We start from the raw sequence: 20,459 nt of genomic DNA, 5'->3' as shown, positions 1-20,459 counted from the left end.
CCTTTCGTGTTAAACCTTTTTCGAACGTAATTGCTGCGCACTTTCATCCGAAAAATGAAGTGTCTCCACTACTTTAATATAATCAATTCTTGGCGAATATCCAAGTGTCATTAAGTGGCCAGCTTCCATTAATTCGTCTTTGCTAATGGATTTACGGCCGTTTTGCTGCTGCCGCTCCCAGAAGAAAAAGAGATCCGAAGCAGGCAAATAATAAACGGAGCCAAATGCGGATATAATAACGAAACAAATACCGCCTTGCTTTTCTACCTGTTTCATATGCTCAATTTGATGGTCGTGGAAATTTTTGAGCGGAAACGAGGTCATGCTTTTGGTTTCCTTTGCTTCAAAATCGATATAGCGGCCTTTGTACACTCCGTTATAGTCTGTTGTGGATGATTGTTTAAAATAAGCTTCTTTAATAACAGCAGCGCTTCTTTTTGGATAATCCACATTCACTATTTGAACTGGGGTAGGCTTTTTATGAATGACTGCGATCCCGTTGACCAAATAATATTGGTTCGTTTCATTTAAGTCAGCCTCAAGCGTCATCCCGCGGTTACTATAAGAGGATTCGCCGCTGATTCTTTTTTTTGTCCCAATTTGTTGAATGGGCTGATACGATTTTCCGTTTGGATACCGAATCATCAAGTTTCAGCCTCCTTTTAATGCATTTTGTATTGGAGAGATCACCATGTTGTCACAAGAAGAGCACATCATCACTCAGCACATTTTGCGTGAAACGAAAGCGAAAAATAAAGACAACCTGACGAGGACAAATGCTTACAAGCGCTTTTATGACCGTCATCCTGAGATGAAATGGTCACTGCTCGCTTCCTTTGTTTCAAGAAATGCTGGATGGTCCATGACGGATTTAAAGGGCGAGCTTTTTCATCCAGGTTTAACGGATCAGCAGGGGCATCTTTTTTTCACAGCATATGAAAGAGCAAATTGGCTGATCTTTTCTGATGCTTATCCTCAGCTTCTTTTGTATGAATGGTCTAAGAAATGCAGAAAACCTTTGTTCCACCTGCTGCCTTATTTCTCCGTGTCTCGTTTCATGAGCGCTGAGTGGGAACGTTTCTGGCTAAAGCGTGACACAGAGCGTCTGCTTTATGCACTCATCATAAATGAACAATATACTATACAATCTCCTATTATACAAAATCCTCTTCTGAAAAAGAATGTTTTTCACTCGATTCAATATCTTTTCAGCGAGTGGGGACATTTCCAAACTGTTGTTTTTCCAACGGTGGACGGGCATTTGTACGGATTAACCATACGGAAGTTTTCCCATGTTAAAGAGCGCATTACATTAGGAAAAAAATTAGCGAAACTATTATTTCGAGCCGATTTGTTTTCGGATTTTTATCATTTTTTGCATACCGTTCCGCATACGGGGTCTCGGTTTGATTTTGAGCCGTTTTTAGGGATCGCTAGAAGGTCAACACCTTTTCTTCGAACGGTTTATCCGGTGATGACACATTCATTAGACGATCAAAGAGAGGATTGGTTTCAGAAGAAATTGAGTCCATCTTTATTCGATGCAGAGCCGCTGCCAAAACAAATTGAGCTGACAGACTGGTATTTCCATAAAAAAAGACAGCTTCGATTTCTCTTCTCATTAGAGCACTATTTTTTGCATAAATAAAAAGCAGGGGGTACCTGCTTTTTTTACGTAGATGGACGATTAGGACCGCCGAGCTTTTTATCAAGCTGGTCTGTACTGTTTTCTTTCCCTTTTGGCTTTTGCTCTTTTGGTGCTGGCTGTTTTTTCATGAAATCTACCTCCTTTTGTCTTTAGAATTTACACAATCGGACGCAATCATACAAAGAAGGACAAGCATATGTCGAAAAGGAAGAAATAGCGCTCATCTACACTTAGATTGGCGATTTGCTTCTAGTTTTGTCATGTGTGAAGGAGGGTGTGAAAGAAAAGAGAATGTAACGAGAGACGATAAAGGAGGAATCTGATGATGAGCGAATTTGTATCAAAAGAATCCATTATGCAGTTGTTAGAGGAAATTGAGCGTAAAATTGATGCGGTGGAAGAAGAGCTATCTCTTGCTGTGAAGCAAACAAAACGAGCAGCCATTGAAGAGCAAGAACAAATGATTGACCGGCTTGAATCAGAAGTAAAGGACTGTGAATTGAAGATTCATGCAGCAGAGTATAAATTAGCAGCAAGACCTGCATATCACGCCGGATAGCTTTTCTATTTGAGCAATAAGTAAACGTTTGGTAGGATGGTTCATAGAGGTGAACACTTTGGATAATCAAACATTACTTGAACATACACTAGAGCTCAGAATATGGATCGAAGAAGCGTATGAGCAGTACCAGAAGGGAAAGGCAGAAGAGGAGTACCCATCATATGATTTTTATACAGATATACAGCCGGCCGTTGTGACATTTGATCAAAAAATGGAAGAGTGGCTCACCGCTGCAATCTCATTTATTGAGCAGGCCAAACCTAGATATTTACACCAAGAACAGCTTGATGCCGTAAAAGAAAATGGTAAAGAGGTTGTCCTGCAATCTTATTTTGGCAAACAGCACGCACCCCGTGTGAAAAATTTAGTTGAATCAGTGGTTTACACACTGAACCTTTTAATAGAAGAAATCAAAAAGCGCAGCTGAAGATATGATGCTGCGTTTTTCTTATGGCTTCTTTAGGCACATCTTCTGCTCTTGATCATAATATATGAGTGACATCAATATGTGTTGAGAGCGAGAGGAGCGAGATAGATGTTCCCTTATTCAAACCAGCCGCCTTATGAATTCAATCAATTCAAGCAAGGGCCTTTTCCGTATCCAGATATGCAGCAGCCTCCGCAGCCTCCAGATTATTTTATGCCGCCATACCAAGGTGGAATGAGCCAGGCACCTTCTACTGGCTATCAGCCGCCTTATGGATACCAAGAAAACGTGCCGCCTTTTCAGCCGCCCGAAGCGATCAATCAATCCCAAATGCAGCAGCTAGGCATGATGCCTATGCAGCACCCTATGAATCCTTATCCTTTGCCAAGACCGCAAAAACAGCAGCCTTCTCAATTTAAAAGTGTGCTGTCACAATTCAAAAAGACGAATGGACAATATGACTTTAACAAAATGTTTGATACAGCTGGCCAAATGATGAGTACGATGAATCAAGTAGGTTCATTGGCGAAAGGATTTACAAGTATTTTTAAAGCATAGTAAAACCCAATAGATCAATCTATTGGGCTCTTTGCTTTGGCGCAGTTACACGAAGCGTTTGATCTTTCCACACACTCTTCATTTTTGTTTCCTCTACTTTTGCCGGCATTAAAATGGTTTTGGTAAAACTCGAATACGAGGAGGTCGTATCTGTTTTGATTTTTTCCTGCACTGATAAGTGTAAATATTGGGCTTTGACTTCTAGTGCGATATCCCCTTCGACAAAATGGTCTGGAAATTGAATTTCGATATACACAGACTGATCATCCTCGGTCACATCGGTTGTAATGGATGCAAGTGAATGAGATGTGGTCATGAGTGCTTCTGCGCTATTTAAAATCTCGTGAAACGGGGAGGATGCAAAAAATTGTTCAATCGCTTCATATAGGATATCTTCATTCGCCAGCAATTCATGTTTGTTTTCGTCATTTTGTTTCATTCGAATCACCTCTCATCTACAGCCTATGCAAAAAGGGCTCAGGCGGTTATCAATTGATGAGAGGAAAAAATTATGATTAAATAGTGTTGAATGAAGCAAGGTGTATGGGGGTAAAGTTTCATACGCTGAATAGATCTAGAAGCAAAGCTTGAAGGGAGCAATTGACATTGCTGAAAAAATTATTCGGTTTCGGAAAAAACCAAGATGATGTAAAGGAAGAAGTCATTTATTCTCCCGCTGATGGAGAGTTAATGGATATGACTGATGTACCAGATCCTGTTTTTTCTCAAAAGATGATGGGAGATGGTGTAGCAGTAAAACCAAAAAATGGCACGGTTGTGTCACCAGTAGAGGGTGAAATCATTCAGCTCTTCCATACAAAACATGCAATTGGCATTCGGACACTCTCAGGGCTTGAGCTTCTGATTCATATCGGACTTGAAACAGTTGGGTTAAATGGTGAAGGGTTTGAAGCGCACATAAAAGAGGGGGATAAAGTGAAGATCGGTGATCCTCTCATTACGTGTGATTTAGAATTAATTGAAGAAAAAGCGTCAAGTACAGTCACTCCTATTGTCATCATGAATGGTGATCTTGTAGAGAGGCTTGATAAAGAACCAAAAGGGTCTGTAGAAAAGCAGATGTCCAAGCTCTTTACAGTGAAAATGAAATAATCCAGGAATATAAAAAAACTACCCCATGATAGGGTAGTTTTTTTATTGAGGAAGTTAATCCTCCATTGGAACCCAGCCTTGACTTGCTTCCATGACAGTCCACAATCCCTCTGGAATGAGATACTTGTCTTTTTGGCTGCGTTTAATGACAGTTTCAATCTCTTCTTCTCTGCCTTCTTTAATTTTCTTTGCCCAATCTGGGTCGACGATCAGCTCTCGAGCGACAGCGATGAGCGGAATTCCTTGATTGTAAGCACCCAGTGCATCTTCCGCTGTAATGACACTTCCCACTCCGATGAGAGGAAGGGAATCGCCGCAGCGTTCTGCTAGCAATTCCATACGTGTCTTAGTAGAATCTGCGCCTCGTCTTGCTTTAGAATCAATCTCCATTAAAGAGATATGCAAATAATCGAGGTTTTTTGTTTTGAGAACATCCACTAATGTAAACGTCTCTGTCATTGTTAAACCAGGTGTTTCTGGTTCTTCAGGAGATAGTCGGTATCCAAAGATAAACGGTTTCGCTGCATGCTCTTTGATGGCTTCTTTGACTGCATCTACAACAGCAATCGGGAAGGCTAGACGTTTTTCTTCATTTCCTCCCCATTGATCTGTACGCTGATTGCTATGCGGAGAGTAAAATTGCTGTAATAAATAGCCGTTTGCTCCGTGGATTTCCACGCCGTCAAACCCTGCTTGAACAGCTCGTCTTGTAGCTTCTTTAAAGGAGTCGATAATATGATTAATCTCCTCTTCTTTTAAAGCACGAGCAATTTGTTTTCCATCTTTGAACACATCACTTGGCGCAACGACATCACCGTTTGGCACTAAATGAGGGAGAGCCTGAGAGCCGCCGTGATGAATTTGAATGATGGCTTTTGTTCCTTTTGCTTGGATCGCCGCAGCCAGTTTTTTCAAACCTGGTATATCTTCATCTCTTGCGACAGAAGGTTGTCCTTCAAATGCCTTCCCATCTGGAGTCACGTTTGCACATGCTGTAATCACCATGCCCATTTCACTTGATCTAGCTGTAATGAAATCAATTTCTTCATTTGAAATGGTGCCATCGTCATGAGAACCGAAGTGTGTCATCGGAGCAACCACTAATCTGCCATCTATAGAGGCGCCTCCTGGAAATGTAAATGGTTCGAATAAAGGCTTAAATTCGTTTTTCAATCTCATCATCTTCTTCCTTGATAAAATCATTTCACTATAGAAGTGTAATAGATTCTGTTACAACACTTCAAAGTATATGCTCATAAGGTGCGTATCAAAAAATTGCCGCCTAGTCATGCAAACAAATATTCGGTACACTAGAATGAGAGGTGGATGCAATATGAAAAAGAAAACAATGAACGAACTCATAGAAGATTTAAAAAAGGACGAACAGGTAGAACATTGGCATGAAATTGAAGCGAAGCCTGCTCAGACCTCTCCAATTCCTGAACGAGTGAACGACAGGCTGAAAAAAGCGCTTGAAAAACGAGGCGTGAAAGAGCTGTACATTCATCAAAGAGAAGCCTTTGAACGTGTGATGAATGGCGAGCATGTAGTAACTGTAACACCAACAGCTTCAGGGAAAACCCTTTGCTACAATCTGCCTGTACTTCAATCGATCGCAGAAGATCAGACAAACCGCTCTCTTTATTTATTTCCAACAAAAGCACTCGCGCAGGATCAAAAGAGTGAATTAAACGAAATCATTCACGAGATGGATATTCCAATTCATAGTGAAACATATGACGGGGACACCTCCCCAGCTATTCGGCAGCGGGTTAGACAAGCAGGACATATTGTCATAACAAATCCGGATATGCTGCATTCAGCCATTCTGCCTCATCATACGAAATGGGTCAGTTTGTTTGAGAATTTGAAGTATATTGTCATTGATGAGCTTCATACATATCGAGGAGTGTTTGGCAGTCATGTGGCAAATGTGATTCGCAGGTTAAAGCGAATTTGTGCATTTTACGGAAGTGATCCGGTGTTTATTTGTACTTCAGCCACAATTGCAAATCCAAAAGAGCTTGCGCAGCAGCTGACGGGGAGCAAGATGCACCTCATTGAACGAAACGGAGCGCCTAGCGGTAAAAAGAATTTTGTGTTTTACAACCCGCCAGTTGTAAATAAGCCATTAAATATTAGACAAAGTGCTGCCACTGTCGTCAATCAATTGGCTAAAACATTTTTAAAAGAAAAAATCCAAACGATCGTTTTTGCTAGAAGCAGAGTACGAGTAGAAGTGATTTTAAGTCATATTCAAGAGCTTGTAAAAAAAGAGATTGGCCCAAAATCGATTCGAGGGTATCGCGGAGGCTATTTGCCAAAAGAGAGGCGCGTCATTGAAAAGGGATTAAGAGAAGGAGACATTCTAGGTGTTGTCAGCACGAACGCACTAGAATTAGGGGTGGATATCGGTCAGCTAAAGGTCTGCATTATGACGGGCTATCCTGGCAGTGTGGCGAGTACATGGCAGCAGGCAGGACGAGCTGGAAGACGCCATGAAGAGGCGCTCATTATCATGGTGGCAAGCTCCTCACCCCTTGACCAATATATTGTCAGACACCCTGAATATTTCTTTAATAGGCCGCCTGAAGCAGCCAGAATCAATCCTGAAAACCTCATTATTTTAGTGGATCATCTAAAATGTGCTTCCTATGAGCTGCCATTTCGAAAGGATGAACAGTTTGGCGAAATGGGAGTAGAAGAGATTTTGCAATACTTACATGAGGAAGGGGTTCTTCATTTAAGCGGAAACCGGTATTATTGGTCAGACCAATCGTTCCCAGCTCATGGCATCAGCCTGCGGTCTGCAAGCCAGGAAAATGTGGTCATTGTGGACCAATCAGATGTAGCGAATGTTCGAATTATTGGAGAGATGGATCGATTCAGTGCAATGACATTGCTGCATGATGAAGCGATTTATTTACATGAAGGGGTTCAGTATCAAGTAGAAAAGCTAGATTACGAGCATTTGAAGGCTTATGTGAAACAGGTGGATGTCGAATACTATACAGATGCTAATTTAGCTGTTCAACTGAAGGTGCTTGAAATCGATCAGACGACAGAGAAAGAAGCGGTATCTGTTCACTACGGTGATGTCACTGTCAATGCCATGCCGACGATTTTCAAAAAAATCCGGCTGAGTACCGGTGAAAATATCGGATCTGGCCCGATTCACTTACCTGAAGAAGAAATTCATACAAGTGCCGCCTGGTTTGAATTACATGAAGCAGAGCGGAGATTTGAAGAGAAAACACTTGAACAGCTGCTGCTTGGCATCGCAAATGTTCTTCAGCACATCGTACCTGTTTTTGTGATGTGTGATCGCTCAGATATTCATGTTGTTTCACAAATTAAAGCAGCAAATACCGGCAAACCGACGGTCTTTTTATATGACCATTACCCTGGCGGAATAGGCTTAAGCAAAGAAGTTCAAGCCCGTTTTGATGAAATAGCAGGTGCTGCCATTCAGCTCATTGAACGGTGCCGCTGTGAGAATGGCTGTCCATCCTGCATTGGCATGGAAATGAATGAAATCAACGGGAAAAGCAGTATTGTTGAATTGATGTCCGTATTTTAAGGGAAAGGAGGGAGACACCTACTCATGTCTTTAAAAGGGAAATTAAATAGAATGAAGAAACACCTATCGCATCATCACACAAATGATATACGGCAAAAAGCAGTGGAAGGACAACCTCAGCCTGTGTTGGCAGAAAATATCCCATTTTTAAAAGAATGGGAGCAATTAGGTGCAGTTCCTTATCACTTTGAGGATTCCTTTTGTCTCATTCGAGAAGTTATCTATTCATTGGATGATCAGCATGGACTCTATTCGTTTGCGGAATTGCCGAAGGTTATCGAGGCGTGGAACAAAAGCGATATTCAGCATTCTCTATCAGCTAAAGGTTACAAGCCGCACGAGCTGTTTTTCTTTGATACAGAAACAACTGGATTGTCTGGCGGGACAGGAAATATGATCTTCTTGCTAGGACATGCGCGGGTTTTTGCTGACAAAGTGGTGGTGAAACAGCATCTGCTCACAAATCCGGGAAATGAAGCGGCTCTTTATAAAAGCTTTCTCGATGAAGTGAATGTAGAATCTCTTGTTACATATAATGGTAAATCATTCGATTGGCCGCAAGTGAAAACGAGACATACCTTATTACGAGATCAAATCCCTGCACTTCCAGAGTTTGGCCATTTTGATCTTCTGCACGGATCTAGACGACTGTGGAAGCATAAATATGAACGAATGGCGCTTTCCGTGGTAGAAAAAGAAGAGCTGCACGTCCACCGGGAAGGCGATACGCCGGGGTTCTTGGCACCGATGATCTATTTTCATTTTTTAAAGGAACAAAATCCGAAGCTCATTGAAGGGATTTTGACTCATAATGAATTAGACGTCTTATCATTAATCAGCCTTTACATTCATCTATCTAAAAAAATCCTATCGATGGATGCGGTAAAGGAACACGATGAAAAATATGCGCTGGCAAGGTGGCATCTTGCACATCGTGATGTACAGGAAGCAACGAAGCATTTGCGGGAATTAACAGGTGCTAATTTTAAACATGCAAATCAGGCCGCCTATGACCTCTCTTTACAATATAAACGTCTAAACGAGTGGGATGAAGCGATTCGAATATGGGAAACATTATTTGAATCAAGCGATGTCCACTTAGCATTAAAAGCAGGTATAGAGCTTGCGAAGTTTAGAGAGCATCGTCAAAAAGATGCAAGGTCAGCTCTTTCCATCACTGAATCTTTATTAGCTTTCTCATCGTTAAGTCAGCGAGATACGGAAGAACTTGAGAAGCGCAAAAAACGGCTTTTGAGAAAAGCTGAACAATAAATTTTATTGCCCGGGAAAGCGCAAAAAATGACATCGTTCGGCTCTCGACCGAAAATAAAAATTGTTTAGCACTTTTATTGTAGAAAGGACACGAATCCTGTAAAATAACGTTAGATATTGAATGAGGAGCGTATAGCATGTATAAGGGTCTTTTCTACTTGTTTTTTCTTGTGGTTATTTTGATTGCTTTTGTGTTTTCAAACTATAAAGATATTTTTCTTGCAAACTTTTAAAATAGGTTAATGCATTAGTACATGTACACCTCTTGATTCATACATTGTTAATGTAAGAAAATCAAGGAGAGGGGAATGCTACATGTACCACCACCATCATCATTGCAAGCCGAATGTTACACAGCCAATTGTTCACCCGACGAATCATTGCTGTACACACAGCCAGTCAACAACAATTGTGCCGCATATCCATCCGCAGCATGTGACAAATGTTCATCATCAAAATTTCCAACATGTTCACTACTTCCCGCATACGTTTTCTCAGGTGGACCCGGCAACACATCAACACTTTAACTGCGGTGGACCTTGCTGTAACAGATAAAGTGAAATGGGACTTTCATAAGTCCCTTTTTTTAAAAGCAGGTGAAAAAATGAAGATTATTGCTGTCACAGGGTACAAGCCATTTGAACTTGGGATATTCAAACAAGACGAACCTGCACTTCAATACATAAAAGCGGAGCTTCAAAAAAGGTTGACAGCCCTTATCGAAGAAGGTCTGGAATGGGTTCTCATATCAGGCCAGCTAGGGGCAGAAATCTGGACAGCCGAAGTGGTGTTTAAACTTCAAGAAGAATATCCAGCATTAAAACTTGCAGTCATTACGCCATTTTATGAACAGGAAGAGCGCTGGAATGAGCAAAACAAAGAGCTGTATGAAGGGATTCTTGCCCAGGCCGATTTTGTAGAAAGTGTTACACACAGACCGTATGAAAGTCCGGCACAATTTAAACAAAAGAACCGCTTTTTTATTGAAAAAACAGATGGTCTTCTCGTCTTATATGATCCCGAGCATGAGGGATCGCCGAAGTTTATGATTAGAGAGGCGGAAGCCTTTACGGATTACCCCATTATGTACATCACGATGGATGATCTAAGAGCGCAGGTTGAGGCGGAAGATCCGTTTTTTGACTAAAAGCAAGAGAAAATTTGACAACGTCACGTATTTCTGAAAAAATATACTATGAATTCACGATATGAGGTGAAAAAGATGCTTGCTGATAAAGTAAAGCTTTCTGCGAAAGAAATTTTAGAAAAAGAATTTAAAACAGGTGTTAGAGGGTACAAACAAGAAGAAGTCGATAAATTTTTAGATATGGTCATTAAAGACTATGAGACATTCAACCAAGAAATCGAAAAACTTCAACAAGAAAACCTTCACTTGTCAAAACAGCTTGAAGAAGCGGTTGAACAAGGGAAAAAACAGCCTGCACAGTCTAATACAACAAACTTTGATATTTTAAAAAGACTATCGAATCTTGAGAAACACGTTTTCGGCAGCAAACTTTATGATTGAGTCTTGCTGAAAAGGCTTGTGTCAGATGTCATTGTCGTTTATAATAACGCTTATTGATTAACGTTCGGGTAATCGCTGTAATGCTATTTAGGGCATTGCAGAGGAAAGTCCATGCTCGCACGGTGCTGAGATGCCCGTAGTGTTCGTGCCTGGCGAAAAAATAAGCCAGGGCAGCCTGGGAAAGGCTGACGGCAGGAAAAATGCCTACGTCCTTTTAGGATATGGCAAAGTATCCTTGAAAGTGCCACAGTGACGAAGTCTCACTAGAAATGGTGAGAGTGGAACGCGGTAAACCCCTCGAGCGAGAAACCCAAACTTGGTAGGGGAACTTTCTCAAAGGAACCAAACGGAGAGAAGGACAGAGATTTCTGTAGATAGATGATTACCACCTGAGTACGAGGCATTTGCCGTTTGCAGTACGATGGAACAAAACATGGCTTACAGAACGTTATATCCGTTATAATAAACATGATGAAAACAAAGCTCTCCTATTTCAACATATGGAGAGCTTTTATCTTGAATACATAAAAGGACGAGAAAACAGGTGATAAATCAATGAAAACCTATACACTCATCGCAACAGCCCCAATGGGCATTGAAGCAATTGTTGCAAAAGAAGTAAGAGAGCTTGGCTATGAGTGCACAGTCGACAACGGAAAAGTGATTTTCAAGGGAGATGCTCTTGCCATTTGCCGTGCAAACCTTTGGCTGCGTACAGCAGATCGGATTAAGGTACAAGTTGCTGAATTTTCGGCAAAAACATTTGATGAGCTTTTTGAACAGACAAAAGCAATTGACTGGGCTGCTTTTTTACCGAAAAATAGTACGTTTCCTGTCATCGGTAAATCTGTGAAATCTCAGCTTGCCAGCGTGCCGGATTGTCAGCGTATTGTCAAAAAGGCGATCGCACAAAAGCTCAAATCCTCCTACAACATTCAGTCTGAATGGCTTGAAGAGACAGGACCTGAATATAAAATTGAGATCGCTCTTTTGAAAGATAAAGCCGTGCTCACGATTGATACATCTGGTGTGGGTCTTCATAAACGCGGGTACCGAACAGATCAAGGCGGAGCACCTATTAAAGAAACGCTTGCTGCTGCACTCGTCTTATTAACGAACTGGACACCTGACCGTCCGTTTGTTGATCCTTTCTGCGGATCAGGAACAATCGCCATTGAAGCAGCTATGATAGGACAAAACATTGCCCCAGGATTTAACCGGGAATTTGCGTCTGAATCATGGGAATGGATTGGTGAAGACGTATGGAACAAAGCACGTGTGGAAGTAGAAGAAAAAGCAAACTATGATCAGCCGCTTCACATTATTGCAAGTGATATCGACCACCGTATGGTAGACATTGCAAAATTGAATGCAGAAGAAGCTGGCCTAAGTGAACTGATTGAGTTTAAACAAATGCAAGTAAAAGACTTTCAAACAAAAGAAGAGTACGGTGTGATCGTTGGAAATCCTCCTTACGGTGAACGACTGAGTGATAAACCAGCAGTTGAAAAAATGTATCAAGGAATGGGTGAGGCACTGAAGAGCCTAGACACTTGGTCCATATACATCTTAACGTCACATGAAAAATTCGAAGAGTGCTTCGGAAGAAAAGCGACAAAAAAAAGAAAGCTGTTTAATGGATTTATCAAAACAGACTATTATCAATATTGGGGAAAACGTCCTCCTAGAAAGCAAACAACCGAATCATGAAAAATGGCCGCACAGAAAGAAGGTGCGGCTTTTTTATGTTCAAAAGGTATAACTCCTCACGAGTCGGAATAAACTGAACTTGATTTTAAAAAAAGAGGTGTCTCCATGATTCATTATGATCAAATTCAGTTAATCCAAAAAGCACTCGCTTCGACTGCTCAAGAAATAGAAGGGCATGAAGGTGGACAATCTGCTCAGCTTACGGCAGCCATCGAAGATTTAGCGCTGGCTCAGGCATACATAGAACGTTCTGAGCATGCATTTTTAATGAAGGAAAGCTACCAGTATCGTCTGCGTTCATAAAAAAAGATTGTCTTTCCCCCGCGTAAATGGTACTATTGAATGTCTGAATGATTCAAAAGTTGGGGGTTGAAGCAGGTGACAGCATCTCGTTTGCCTTTTTCATTATCAAAAGAACACAATTTTTACGAAGAACTGGGCAACTGGATTGGTGATGTGTTTTATGACATTTTGCCAGAAAAGGGCTTTGATCTTCGAGATGAACAAATATTCATGGCTTTTCAGCTAGAAAGAGCCTTTAAAGAAAAAAGTGTAATGTTTGCCGAAGCTGGGGTAGGCACAGGCAAAACAATCGTCTATCTTTTATTTGCAGTCACATATGCAAGGTATACAGGGAAGCCTGCAATTATTGCATGTGCAGATGAAACGTTAATTGAACAGCTGGTTAAACAAGAAGGTGATATCTATAAAATTGCCAATCACCTTGATATTCAAATAGATGCGAGATTAAGTAAATCGCACGATCAATATTTATGCTTAAAGAAGCTAGAGAAAACGATGCAGCGTGAAGATGATGAGAAGTGGCTTGATATTTACGAATCGCTTCCTTCATTTGTTCATGAATCACATGGCATGCAGACTTTTTATCCGTATGGCGATCGAAAAGAGTATCCAGAACTATCAAACGATGAATGGTCACGAATTGGTTATGACTCGTTTCAGGACTGTTTGACGTGTGATATGCGTCATCGCTGCGGTCTGAATTTATCAAGAGATCATTACCGGAAAGCGACAGACCTCATCATCTGTTCACATGATTTTTATATGGAGCATGTGTGGACGAAGGAATCCCGGAAACGTGAGGGACAGCTTCCGCTCCTTCCTGAACATAGCTCCGTTGTATTTGATGAAGGACATCTTCTTGAATTTGCTGCACAAAAGGCGTTAACTTATCGAGTGAAGCAATCAACACTCGAGACATTTTTGGAGCGTCTTTTGCAAAACGATATACGTGAAGAATTTGCAGAGCTCGTTGAAGATGCGCTTGCAACAAACGATGAGTTCTTTTATCTCTTAAAAACACATGCTAAAGAAGTCAAAGGCTCACATCGACTTGAAATTGGGCGTGTCGATGAGGTGAAGCGTTCTGCTAGTGAATTGTGTGACTTACTCGAGAAAATCGGAGAAGCGCTCGTGTTTGAATCTGAGATGTATACGATCGATCAATACGAATTGTCTGTTGTAGAAGAGTACATTGAACAAATGGCGTATTCTTTATCGCTTTATCAAAAAAATGCCATCAGCTGGCTGGAAAAGCAGGAATTAGATACAACATTTGTTGTAATGCCGAAGACGGTTGCAGAGGTGCTTGGCGAAAAAGTATTCTCGCAAAAAAGACCATATATTTTCTCTTCAGCTACATTATCTGAGAATCAATCCTTTGATTATTTAGCTGAAAGTCTTGGGATAAAAGATTACTTATCAATGAGTGTCGCTTCGCCGTATGATTACGATGAACAAATGAAGATTTATTTCCACGGAATGCAGCAGCCGGTTCAAGAGCAAGAGGCAAAAGGGCAGCAAGTGATCGCGCAGTTGAAAGAAAATGGAGGCCGCTCTCTTATTCTATTCCCTTCATTTGACGAGCTCCATCTCTTTAGAAAGCACCTTGAAGCATCAAATGAATCACTGCCTTTCCACGTGTATTTTGAAGGAGATGAGGAAATCAGCACGATAGTTCAAAAGTTCCAAGCTGATGAGACGTCTGTGTTATGCTCTGTTCATCTGTGGGAAGGACTGGATATCCCAGGTCAATCATTAACGAATGTGATCATCTGGGGGCTTCCTTATCCGCCGCATGATCCGGTATTTGAGGCAAAACGGAATGAAGCAAAGGATGCACATGCTGAAGTTGACCTTCCGTATATGCTGCTTCGCTTACGCCAAGGTATCGGAAGACTGATCCGGACAAGCCAAGACGCAGGAAGTATTCATATTTACTTTGATCGTAAGGAAGATATAGCGCTTCAAAGTAAAATTGAATCCGTCCTGCCAGTGAAGCCAATTATCACATCTTAAATAGCTGAAAAATTGTAAAAGAGGAGGAGGATACCACTGTGTATCCTCCTTTTTCATTGACAAAAGAACATTCATTGAAGTAGCCTTGAAACGTACATACATATTTTATTGATTGGGGGAACAAACGTATGAGTCTTGAAGCAACAGAGAAAGCGTTTTATCAATTACTAGGGAAAATTGCCCATTACACAGAGGCGCTCCATTTACTTTATTGGGACTCTAGAACACAAGCACCTAAAAAAAGCGCGGATTTCAGAGCTGAAACCATCGGTCAATTATCAAGTGATATTTTTAATATGAAGACTTCTGATGAAATGAGAGATCTTCTTCAAGCATTAAACAACCATCGAGATGAGCTGTCAAAAGATACACAAAAGGCACTCGAATTATCACAAAAAGAGTATGATGAAAACAGCAAAATTCCGAAAGAAGAATTTAAAGAATACTCGGTTTTACAATCAAAAGCAGAGCATGTCTGGGTTGAAGCAAGGGAGAAATCAGACTTTTCACTTTTTGCACCATACTTAAAACAGCTCATTGATTTTAACAAGCGTTTTATCCAATATTGGGGTGTGAAAAAAACGCCTTATGATGTACTACTCAATAACTATGAGCCAGATATGACGGTTGAACAGCTTGATCAAAAGTTTGGTGCACTTCGTGATGCCATCGTTCCTCTCGTGAAAAAAATCGAAGCCTCTCCTAATAAGCCGGATACTTCATTTTTATCGAAAAGCTTTCCAATCGACAAACAAAAGGAACTGAGCCTCTTTTTCTTAAAAGAATTGGGATATGACTTTGACGCAGGACGTCTTGATACAACGGTTCATCCATTTGCTGTGACATTAAGCAGAGGAGACGTGCGTGTGACGACTCGTTATGATGAGCATGATTTTCGGATGGCGATCTTTGGCACCATTCATGAGTGTGGTCATGCCATCTACGAGCAAAACATTGATGAATCATTGAGCGGAACGCTTTTATGTGATGGCACGTCAATGGGTATTCATGAATCTCAGTCTCTTTTCTTTGAGAATTTTATCGGCAGACATGAAGACTTTTGGAAAACGTATTATCAAAAGCTGCAGGAAGCGTCTCCTGAACAATTTAAAGATGTCTCTTTAGAAGACTTTGTGCATGCTGTAAATGAATCGAAGCCGACTTACATCCGCATTGAAGCAGATGAACTGACGTATCCGCTTCACATTATCATCCGCTACGAAATTGAGAAAGCGATTTTCAATGAAGAAGTAGCGGTTGAAGATCTTCCTGCACTTTGGAATGAAAAATATAAAGCGTATCTTGGCATTACGCCTCCTAATGATGCACTTGGCATCTTGCAGGATGTTCACTGGTCAGATGGAAGCTTCGGATATTTCCCATCATATGCCCTTGGTTATATGTATGCGGCACAATTAAAGCAACAAATGATCAAAGATTTACCAAATTTTGATGAGCTCATTCAAAATGGGTCTTTCGCACCGATAAAAGAATGGCTCACGGAGCATGTTCACCAGCATGGAAAACGGAAAAAGCCATCTGAAATCATTCAAGATGCAACAGGCGAAGAATTAAATGTACAATATTTAATCGACTATTTAACAGATAAATATACGAAACTGTATTTATCATAAAAGAATGGCACCCTTTTGTCAGAAGGGTGCTTTTTTGATGCTTGAATTTTCTAAAAACGAACATTCAGGTCTAATGTATTATTTAAGTTCGGTATTTTTCTAGAAAAGTGCTTTCCAAGCGTCTGAAATCTTGTTATAATTTGAACATTATAACACTCATATAATCGCGTGATGATGGCACGCAAGTTTCTACCGGACACCGATACGGTCCGACTATGAGTGAGCAAAATGAAACAGCTCTTGTTTGAGCTGAAGATCCGTGGATCGTTTTCGCATTGCTTGCTCCTCATGGACAGCAATGCTTTTTTTATGCAAAAAAAAGAATGTTTGCCAATATGCTAGGGGGAAAAATGATGGAATTGTTACGTCAGAAAATTGAGAACGAAGGAATTGTTCTATCAAATCAAGTGTTAAAGGTAGATGCCTTTTTAAATCATCAAATTGATCCTGTTTTAATGCATGAGATCGGTCAAGAGTTTGCTAGATTATTTAAGCATGATGGCATTACAAAAATCATCACAATCGAATCTTCAGGTATCGCACCTGCTGTGATGGCTGGACTTGCTCTTCAAGTACCTGTTGTGTTTGCAAGAAAACGTCAATCACTCACATTAACGGATAACCTGTTAACAGCCAGTGTGTACTCTTTTACGAAAAGAGTAGAAAGCACCATCGCTGTTTCAAATACGCATCTTAGTGAAAAAGATTGTGTGTTAATCATCGATGACTTTTTAGCAAATGGTGAAGCTGCTAAAGGGCTTGCTGCTATTGCAAAGCAGGCAAATGCGACAGTAGCCGGATTCGGTATTGTGATTGAAAAATCATTCCAGCCTGGAAGAAATGCGCTTGTGCAAATGGGCTACCGCGTCGAATCCCTCGCACGAATTGAATCATTAGAGGAAGGGAAAGTCACGTTTGTACGGGAGGTACAATCATGAGTGCCGCTAAAAAAGCCAAAACACTCTCGCTAGGCATTCAGCATGTACTGGCCATGTATGCAGGTGCAGTGCTTGTGCCGCTTATTGTTGGAGATGCGCTCGGGCTCACGCCTGCACAGCTGACTTACTTAATCTCGGCCGATATTTTCATGTGCGGTGCTGCCACACTGCTTCAAGTATGGAAAAACCGCTTCTTTGGGATTGGTCTGCCTGTTGTATTAGGCTGTACATTTACGGCGGTTTCTCCTATGATTGCGATTGGCTCTAAATATGGAATTTCGTCTATATATGGAAGTATTATCGCTTCAGGATGTATTGTCATTCTCCTTTCTTTTTTCTTTGGGAAGCTTGTGAAATTCTTCCCGCCTGTAGTGACAGGTTCTGTCGTCACCATTATCGGGATTACCCTCATTCCTGTCGCGATGAACAATATGGCAGGGGGAGAAGGAAGTGCAGATTATGGTTCCTTTGAAAATCTAGGGCTTGCTTTCCTTGTGCTGTTTATCATTGTGTTGCTCTATCGGTTCACGAAAGGGTTTATGAAGGCGATCGCCATTTTAATCGGTATTCTTCTTGGGACAGCCGTTGCTGCGTTTATGGGAAAAGTAGAGACAGCTGAGGTGGCGAATGCCCAAATTTTCCGCATGATTGAGCCATTTTATTTTGGTATGCCAACCTTTGAATTTGCACCGATCATGACCATGACATTAGTTGCAATTGTGTCTTTAGTTGAATCAACAGGCGTTTATTTCGCACTAGGGGATTTAACAAACCGCTCTTTAAAGGAGAAGGATTTGGCTAAAGGATATCGGGCAGAGGGGATTGCTGTGTTATTAGGCGGTATCTTCAATGCTTTTCCGTACACGGCCTACTCACAAAACGTTGGATTGATCCAGTTAACAGGAGTCAAGAAAAACCAAGTCATTGTCGTAACAGGGGCGTTGCTCATGTTATTTGGTCTTTTTCCTAAGATCGCTGCGTTTACGACGATTATTCCAAAGTCAGTTCTTGGCGGCGCAATGGTTGCTATGTTTGGAATGGTCATTGCATACGGTATTAAAATGCTCACGCGCGTGGATTTTGCAAAGCAGGAGAACTTGCTGATCGTCGCTTGCTCCGTGGGAATCGGCTTAGGTGTTACCGTCGTACCGCAAATGTTTGAGCATCTGCCAGAATCGATTAAATTATTAACAAGTAACGGCATTGTGGCCGGAAGCTTTACCGCTATTTTGCTTCATATTATTTATCACATGATTCCTTTTAAAAAAGAAGCCGGGCATGACCTGGTAGAAGAACCTAAGCAATCTGTTATGTAAACCCCTCTCTTGGAGAGGGGTTCAGATTATGGACAAAGAGCTAAAATGACCTTTTATTTTAGCTCTTTGTCTTCTTTTTAGCTTGATAAAAAACCTAGGATCCTAGGAAGGAGCGTGTGAGGGTTTGTCTACAAGCTGAAAGCCCGCATCTTTTGGATACGGGCTTTTTGTGATTAGCACTATTAATGTTGTACCGGCGGCATTGTTTCGTTAATGACTGCAAATGTATAGCCTTTTGCTTTTAGCTGTATAATCAGGCTATCTAAATAGTTTGTGGTAGAGGGTTGATCATGCATTAATATAACTTTTGGTTCCCATGGTTTATTTTTCTCAAACATTTCCAATTGATTCAATACCTCTGGAACATATTGTGAGTTTTTATATCTCCAGTCAAGGCTATCAATCGTCCAGTCCCAGTAAATAAAGCCATTTTGGTTTAAACGTACTTTTTGATGATATGTTAAATTTGGAACACTGCCATAGGGGGTTCTTACAAGACGGCTGTAGACGCCTGTAACAGAGGCAAGAATACGCTGAGCTTCTCTCATTTCATTTGCGGGAGACTCGCTGTTCTGATAAAAGAGGTTTATATCATGCGTCATGCCATGAAGACCTAATTGATGTCCTTCTTGATAAAGTCTTTTCACAGCTGATTGGTGTGCTTGGATTTGCGGTCCAAGCATGAAGAACGTCGCCTTCACGTGATGTGCTTTTAATACATTTAACAGCTGATTTGATGTAGCAGAAGGACCATCATCAAATGTTAAAAAGACCGTTTTATTCGTTGCCTGTTGGTTTGGATTGGTCTTAAAATGTGTATCCAATGTTCTTGTAGACTGATCTTTTGCTTTCAGACTGATGCTTGTGTCACGGAAGTCACTGCTGGCAACATTTTTTGTTTGCCCATTTGTCGCCTGCAAATGGGGTTTAGACATATCCCAGATAAAAAAGAGAAACAGTGTAAGAAGCACTAAACCAATTACCTTTGAGAGAAGTATCGTGTTGTAGGGTGTCTTTTTTTTGGAAACCTTTTTCATTATAATCACTCCAGTCAATTAAATTTTGAGCTGAACCATGTTGTAGATTCTTTCTTTTTTCACTGTTTTTCTTGGTACTCATATTGATTATGTATATAGTGGAAAAAATCCTTCTTAATATAGAAAATTCAAATGAATTAGAAATTTATGGTTGTTACTTTGTGTTGATCAGCAAAAAAAGGTGATCCATTCATGTTTAAATAAAATCCTTCTGAATAATGATCGAAACGTTAACATTTATACGCTAAGATAGCAGCAGATTTGACCATTAATTCGAAGCGAAAGGGAGATTCCTTATGAAAGTGTTGTATAATGACGATTTCATTGAAAAAAGGGTGCTTATGTGGAAAGTGGAGACAGAGGCGATTAATCTCAAAAAACATAGAGAAAAGCTCGTACCACTACAAAATAAAGAAGAAACAAAAGAAATCAAAGTCAGTACAACTGAATCAGAGATTGGCTACTATGTAAAAGGTGAACGTGAAAAGTCATTTGCTTATTCATTTCATACGCTTGTGATTCAAAAGGATTTATTTTGTTGGATATAAAACACCTTACATCGAAAACACTATGTCCAGCGTAAACCCTTTATAATTATAGTGAAAACCCCACTTTTATTTAAAGTAAAGGGGGGTTCTACGGTCTGAACACTTCTCTTTTAGAAGTGTTTTTTTGCATAAAAAAAGCAGGTTCGCTTGGCTTAGAACGAACCTGTGAAGGAGGAAAACTACATCATGTTTTCACCTACATTATCCAATATTTATCAATTGTCGTCAAGACAAAAAGTTAGACGAAGGAAAATATTTTGACTGAATTG

The 20,459-nt window shown here is 40.6% G+C and carries 22 protein-coding genes, 1 other RNA gene and 1 riboswitch; of the genes, 18 read left to right on the top strand and 5 right to left on the bottom strand.

Annotated elements, in window-relative coordinates:
• Positions 1 to 9: 9 nt before the first annotated feature.
• Complete coding sequence (gene recU, locus AKG37_RS00765; RefSeq protein WP_060697147.1) at positions 10 to 645, bottom strand: Holliday junction resolvase RecU; 636 nt, start codon at positions 643 to 645, stop codon at positions 10 to 12.
• Between the two features lie 46 nt (positions 646 to 691).
• Here recU and AKG37_RS00760 point away from each other — a divergent pair, with 46 nt between their 5' ends.
• Positions 692 to 1,648 (top strand): DUF2515 domain-containing protein, encoded by a 957-nt coding sequence (locus AKG37_RS00760; RefSeq protein ID WP_060697146.1) that lies wholly within the window; start codon positions 692 to 694, stop codon positions 1,646 to 1,648.
• Positions 1,649 to 1,671: 23 nt separating this feature from the next.
• On the opposite strand, the gene sspM is transcribed toward AKG37_RS00760, so the two are convergent.
• Positions 1,672 to 1,776, bottom strand: coding sequence for an acid-soluble spore protein SspM (sspM, locus tag AKG37_RS00755; protein ID WP_012010346.1), 105 nt, complete (start codon positions 1,774 to 1,776; stop codon positions 1,672 to 1,674).
• A gap of 197 nt (positions 1,777 to 1,973) precedes the next feature.
• Here sspM and AKG37_RS00750 point away from each other — a divergent pair, with 197 nt between their 5' ends.
• From AKG37_RS00750 to AKG37_RS00740, 3 genes are all read left to right on the top strand, one after another.
• Entirely contained in the window at positions 1,974 to 2,207 is a 234-nt protein-coding gene (locus AKG37_RS00750; RefSeq protein ID WP_237697569.1) for a DUF5446 family protein, read from the top strand.
• Positions 2,208 to 2,256: 49 nt separating this feature from the next.
• Entirely contained in the window at positions 2,257 to 2,637 is a 381-nt protein-coding gene (locus tag AKG37_RS00745) for a YppE family protein (RefSeq protein ID WP_239686103.1), read from the top strand.
• Positions 2,638 to 2,745: 108 nt separating this feature from the next.
• Positions 2,746 to 3,195: a YppG family protein gene (locus AKG37_RS00740; protein WP_060697143.1), complete on the top strand. Its 450-nt coding sequence runs from the start codon at positions 2,746 to 2,748 to the stop codon at positions 3,193 to 3,195.
• A 19-nt stretch (positions 3,196 to 3,214) separates the two neighbouring features.
• On the opposite strand, the gene AKG37_RS00735 is transcribed toward AKG37_RS00740, so the two are convergent.
• Complete coding sequence (locus AKG37_RS00735) at positions 3,215 to 3,634, bottom strand: Hsp20/alpha crystallin family protein (RefSeq protein WP_060697142.1); 420 nt, start codon at positions 3,632 to 3,634, stop codon at positions 3,215 to 3,217.
• Positions 3,635 to 3,801: 167 nt separating this feature from the next.
• Here AKG37_RS00735 and AKG37_RS00730 point away from each other — a divergent pair, with 167 nt between their 5' ends.
• Positions 3,802 to 4,308 carry a PTS sugar transporter subunit IIA gene (locus AKG37_RS00730; RefSeq protein ID WP_060697141.1) on the top strand — a complete coding sequence of 169 codons (507 nt, stop codon included), beginning with the start codon at positions 3,802 to 3,804 and terminating at the stop codon, positions 4,306 to 4,308.
• Between the two features lie 54 nt (positions 4,309 to 4,362).
• Here the strand turns inward: AKG37_RS00730 and AKG37_RS00725 are convergent, their stop codons facing one another.
• Positions 4,363 to 5,487 carry an NADH-dependent flavin oxidoreductase gene (locus AKG37_RS00725; RefSeq protein WP_060697140.1) on the bottom strand — a complete coding sequence of 375 codons (1,125 nt, stop codon included), beginning with the start codon at positions 5,485 to 5,487 and terminating at the stop codon, positions 4,363 to 4,365.
• Positions 5,488 to 5,641: 154 nt separating this feature from the next.
• Between AKG37_RS00725 and AKG37_RS00720 the strand changes: the two genes are divergently transcribed.
• From AKG37_RS00720 to pbuX, 12 genes are all read left to right on the top strand, one after another.
• Positions 5,642 to 7,888: a DEAD/DEAH box helicase gene (locus AKG37_RS00720; RefSeq protein WP_060697139.1), complete on the top strand. Its 2,247-nt coding sequence runs from the start codon at positions 5,642 to 5,644 to the stop codon at positions 7,886 to 7,888.
• A 24-nt stretch (positions 7,889 to 7,912) separates the two neighbouring features.
• The gene (locus AKG37_RS00715) at positions 7,913 to 9,160 is read left to right on the top strand and encodes a ribonuclease H-like domain-containing protein (RefSeq protein ID WP_060697138.1); all 1,248 of its coding nucleotides are present in this window, start codon (positions 7,913 to 7,915) and stop codon (positions 9,158 to 9,160) included.
• Between the two features lie 315 nt (positions 9,161 to 9,475).
• Positions 9,476 to 9,715 (top strand): spore coat protein CotD, encoded by a 240-nt coding sequence (gene cotD / locus AKG37_RS18335; protein ID WP_077233668.1) that lies wholly within the window; start codon positions 9,476 to 9,478, stop codon positions 9,713 to 9,715.
• 49 nt (positions 9,716 to 9,764) lie between these two features.
• Positions 9,765 to 10,307, top strand: coding sequence for an SLOG family protein (locus tag AKG37_RS00710; RefSeq protein WP_237697568.1), 543 nt, complete (start codon positions 9,765 to 9,767; stop codon positions 10,305 to 10,307).
• 75 nt (positions 10,308 to 10,382) lie between these two features.
• Positions 10,383 to 10,688, top strand: a complete 306-nt coding sequence (gene gpsB, locus AKG37_RS00705; RefSeq protein WP_060697136.1) for a cell division regulator GpsB — start codon at positions 10,383 to 10,385, stop codon at positions 10,686 to 10,688.
• 60 nt (positions 10,689 to 10,748) lie between these two features.
• Positions 10,749 to 11,134, top strand: an RNA gene (rnpB, locus tag AKG37_RS00700) — RNase P RNA component class B.
• Positions 11,135 to 11,243: 109 nt separating this feature from the next.
• Entirely contained in the window at positions 11,244 to 12,398 is a 1,155-nt protein-coding gene (locus AKG37_RS00695; protein WP_060697135.1) for a THUMP domain-containing class I SAM-dependent RNA methyltransferase, read from the top strand.
• Positions 12,399 to 12,503: 105 nt separating this feature from the next.
• Positions 12,504 to 12,701, top strand: coding sequence for a hypothetical protein (locus AKG37_RS00690; RefSeq protein ID WP_060697134.1), 198 nt, complete (start codon positions 12,504 to 12,506; stop codon positions 12,699 to 12,701).
• A 75-nt stretch (positions 12,702 to 12,776) separates the two neighbouring features.
• Positions 12,777 to 14,717 carry an ATP-dependent DNA helicase gene (locus AKG37_RS00685; RefSeq protein WP_060697133.1) on the top strand — a complete coding sequence of 647 codons (1,941 nt, stop codon included), beginning with the start codon at positions 12,777 to 12,779 and terminating at the stop codon, positions 14,715 to 14,717.
• Positions 14,718 to 14,845: 128 nt separating this feature from the next.
• The gene (locus AKG37_RS00680; RefSeq protein WP_060697132.1) at positions 14,846 to 16,351 is read left to right on the top strand and encodes a carboxypeptidase M32; all 1,506 of its coding nucleotides are present in this window, start codon (positions 14,846 to 14,848) and stop codon (positions 16,349 to 16,351) included.
• 136 nt (positions 16,352 to 16,487) lie between these two features.
• Positions 16,488 to 16,587: riboswitch (purine riboswitch) on the top strand.
• A 117-nt stretch (positions 16,588 to 16,704) separates the two neighbouring features.
• Complete coding sequence (xpt, locus tag AKG37_RS00675; RefSeq protein WP_060697131.1) at positions 16,705 to 17,289, top strand: xanthine phosphoribosyltransferase; 585 nt, start codon at positions 16,705 to 16,707, stop codon at positions 17,287 to 17,289.
• Positions 17,286 to 18,605, top strand: coding sequence for a xanthine permease PbuX (gene pbuX / locus AKG37_RS00670; RefSeq protein ID WP_060697130.1), 1,320 nt, complete (start codon positions 17,286 to 17,288; stop codon positions 18,603 to 18,605). The genes xpt and pbuX overlap by 4 nt, the downstream gene beginning before the upstream one ends.
• 182 nt (positions 18,606 to 18,787) lie before the next feature.
• Here the strand turns inward: pbuX and AKG37_RS00665 are convergent, their stop codons facing one another.
• Positions 18,788 to 19,642, bottom strand: a complete 855-nt coding sequence (locus tag AKG37_RS00665) for a polysaccharide deacetylase family protein (RefSeq protein ID WP_060697129.1) — start codon at positions 19,640 to 19,642, stop codon at positions 18,788 to 18,790.
• 296 nt (positions 19,643 to 19,938) lie between these two features.
• On the opposite strand from AKG37_RS00665, the gene AKG37_RS00660 reads away from it, so the two are divergent.
• Positions 19,939 to 20,190, top strand: coding sequence for a hypothetical protein (locus AKG37_RS00660; RefSeq protein ID WP_060697128.1), 252 nt, complete (start codon positions 19,939 to 19,941; stop codon positions 20,188 to 20,190).
• Positions 20,191 to 20,459: the final 269 nt, after the last annotated feature.

Source organism: Bacillus australimaris, assembly GCF_001307105.1.
GTDB lineage: Bacteria > Bacillota > Bacilli > Bacillales > Bacillaceae > Bacillus > Bacillus australimaris.
The sequence above is the reverse complement of the archived record's forward strand: the minus strand, read 5'-3'. Positions and strand labels throughout refer to the sequence as shown.

Coding starts and splice junctions, on each gene's coding strand:
- recU (WP_060697147.1), bottom strand. CDS start 645: ATGATTCGGTATCCAAACGGAAAATCGTATCAGCCCATTCAACAAATT.
- AKG37_RS00760 (WP_060697146.1), top strand. CDS start 692: ATGTTGTCACAAGAAGAGCACATCATCACTCAGCACATTTTGCGTGAA.
- sspM (WP_012010346.1), bottom strand. CDS start 1,776: ATGAAAAAACAGCCAGCACCAAAAGAGCAAAAGCCAAAAGGGAAAGAA.
- AKG37_RS00750 (WP_237697569.1), top strand. CDS start 1,974: ATGAGCGAATTTGTATCAAAAGAATCCATTATGCAGTTGTTAGAGGAA.
- AKG37_RS00740 (WP_060697143.1), top strand. CDS start 2,746: ATGTTCCCTTATTCAAACCAGCCGCCTTATGAATTCAATCAATTCAAG.
- AKG37_RS00735 (WP_060697142.1), bottom strand. CDS start 3,634: ATGAAACAAAATGACGAAAACAAACATGAATTGCTGGCGAATGAAGAT.
- AKG37_RS00725 (WP_060697140.1), bottom strand. CDS start 5,487: ATGAGATTGAAAAACGAATTTAAGCCTTTATTCGAACCATTTACATTT.
- AKG37_RS00720 (WP_060697139.1), top strand. CDS start 5,642: ATGAAAAAGAAAACAATGAACGAACTCATAGAAGATTTAAAAAAGGAC.
- AKG37_RS00715 (WP_060697138.1), top strand. CDS start 7,913: ATGTCTTTAAAAGGGAAATTAAATAGAATGAAGAAACACCTATCGCAT.
- cotD (WP_077233668.1), top strand. CDS start 9,476: ATGTACCACCACCATCATCATTGCAAGCCGAATGTTACACAGCCAATT.
- AKG37_RS00710 (WP_237697568.1), top strand. CDS start 9,765: ATGAAGATTATTGCTGTCACAGGGTACAAGCCATTTGAACTTGGGATA.
- gpsB (WP_060697136.1), top strand. CDS start 10,383: ATGCTTGCTGATAAAGTAAAGCTTTCTGCGAAAGAAATTTTAGAAAAA.
- AKG37_RS00695 (WP_060697135.1), top strand. CDS start 11,244: ATGAAAACCTATACACTCATCGCAACAGCCCCAATGGGCATTGAAGCA.
- AKG37_RS00690 (WP_060697134.1), top strand. CDS start 12,504: ATGATTCATTATGATCAAATTCAGTTAATCCAAAAAGCACTCGCTTCG.
- AKG37_RS00680 (WP_060697132.1), top strand. CDS start 14,846: ATGAGTCTTGAAGCAACAGAGAAAGCGTTTTATCAATTACTAGGGAAA.
- xpt (WP_060697131.1), top strand. CDS start 16,705: ATGGAATTGTTACGTCAGAAAATTGAGAACGAAGGAATTGTTCTATCA.
- pbuX (WP_060697130.1), top strand. CDS start 17,286: ATGAGTGCCGCTAAAAAAGCCAAAACACTCTCGCTAGGCATTCAGCAT.
- AKG37_RS00665 (WP_060697129.1), bottom strand. CDS start 19,642: ATGAAAAAGGTTTCCAAAAAAAAGACACCCTACAACACGATACTTCTC.
- AKG37_RS00660 (WP_060697128.1), top strand. CDS start 19,939: ATGAAAGTGTTGTATAATGACGATTTCATTGAAAAAAGGGTGCTTATG.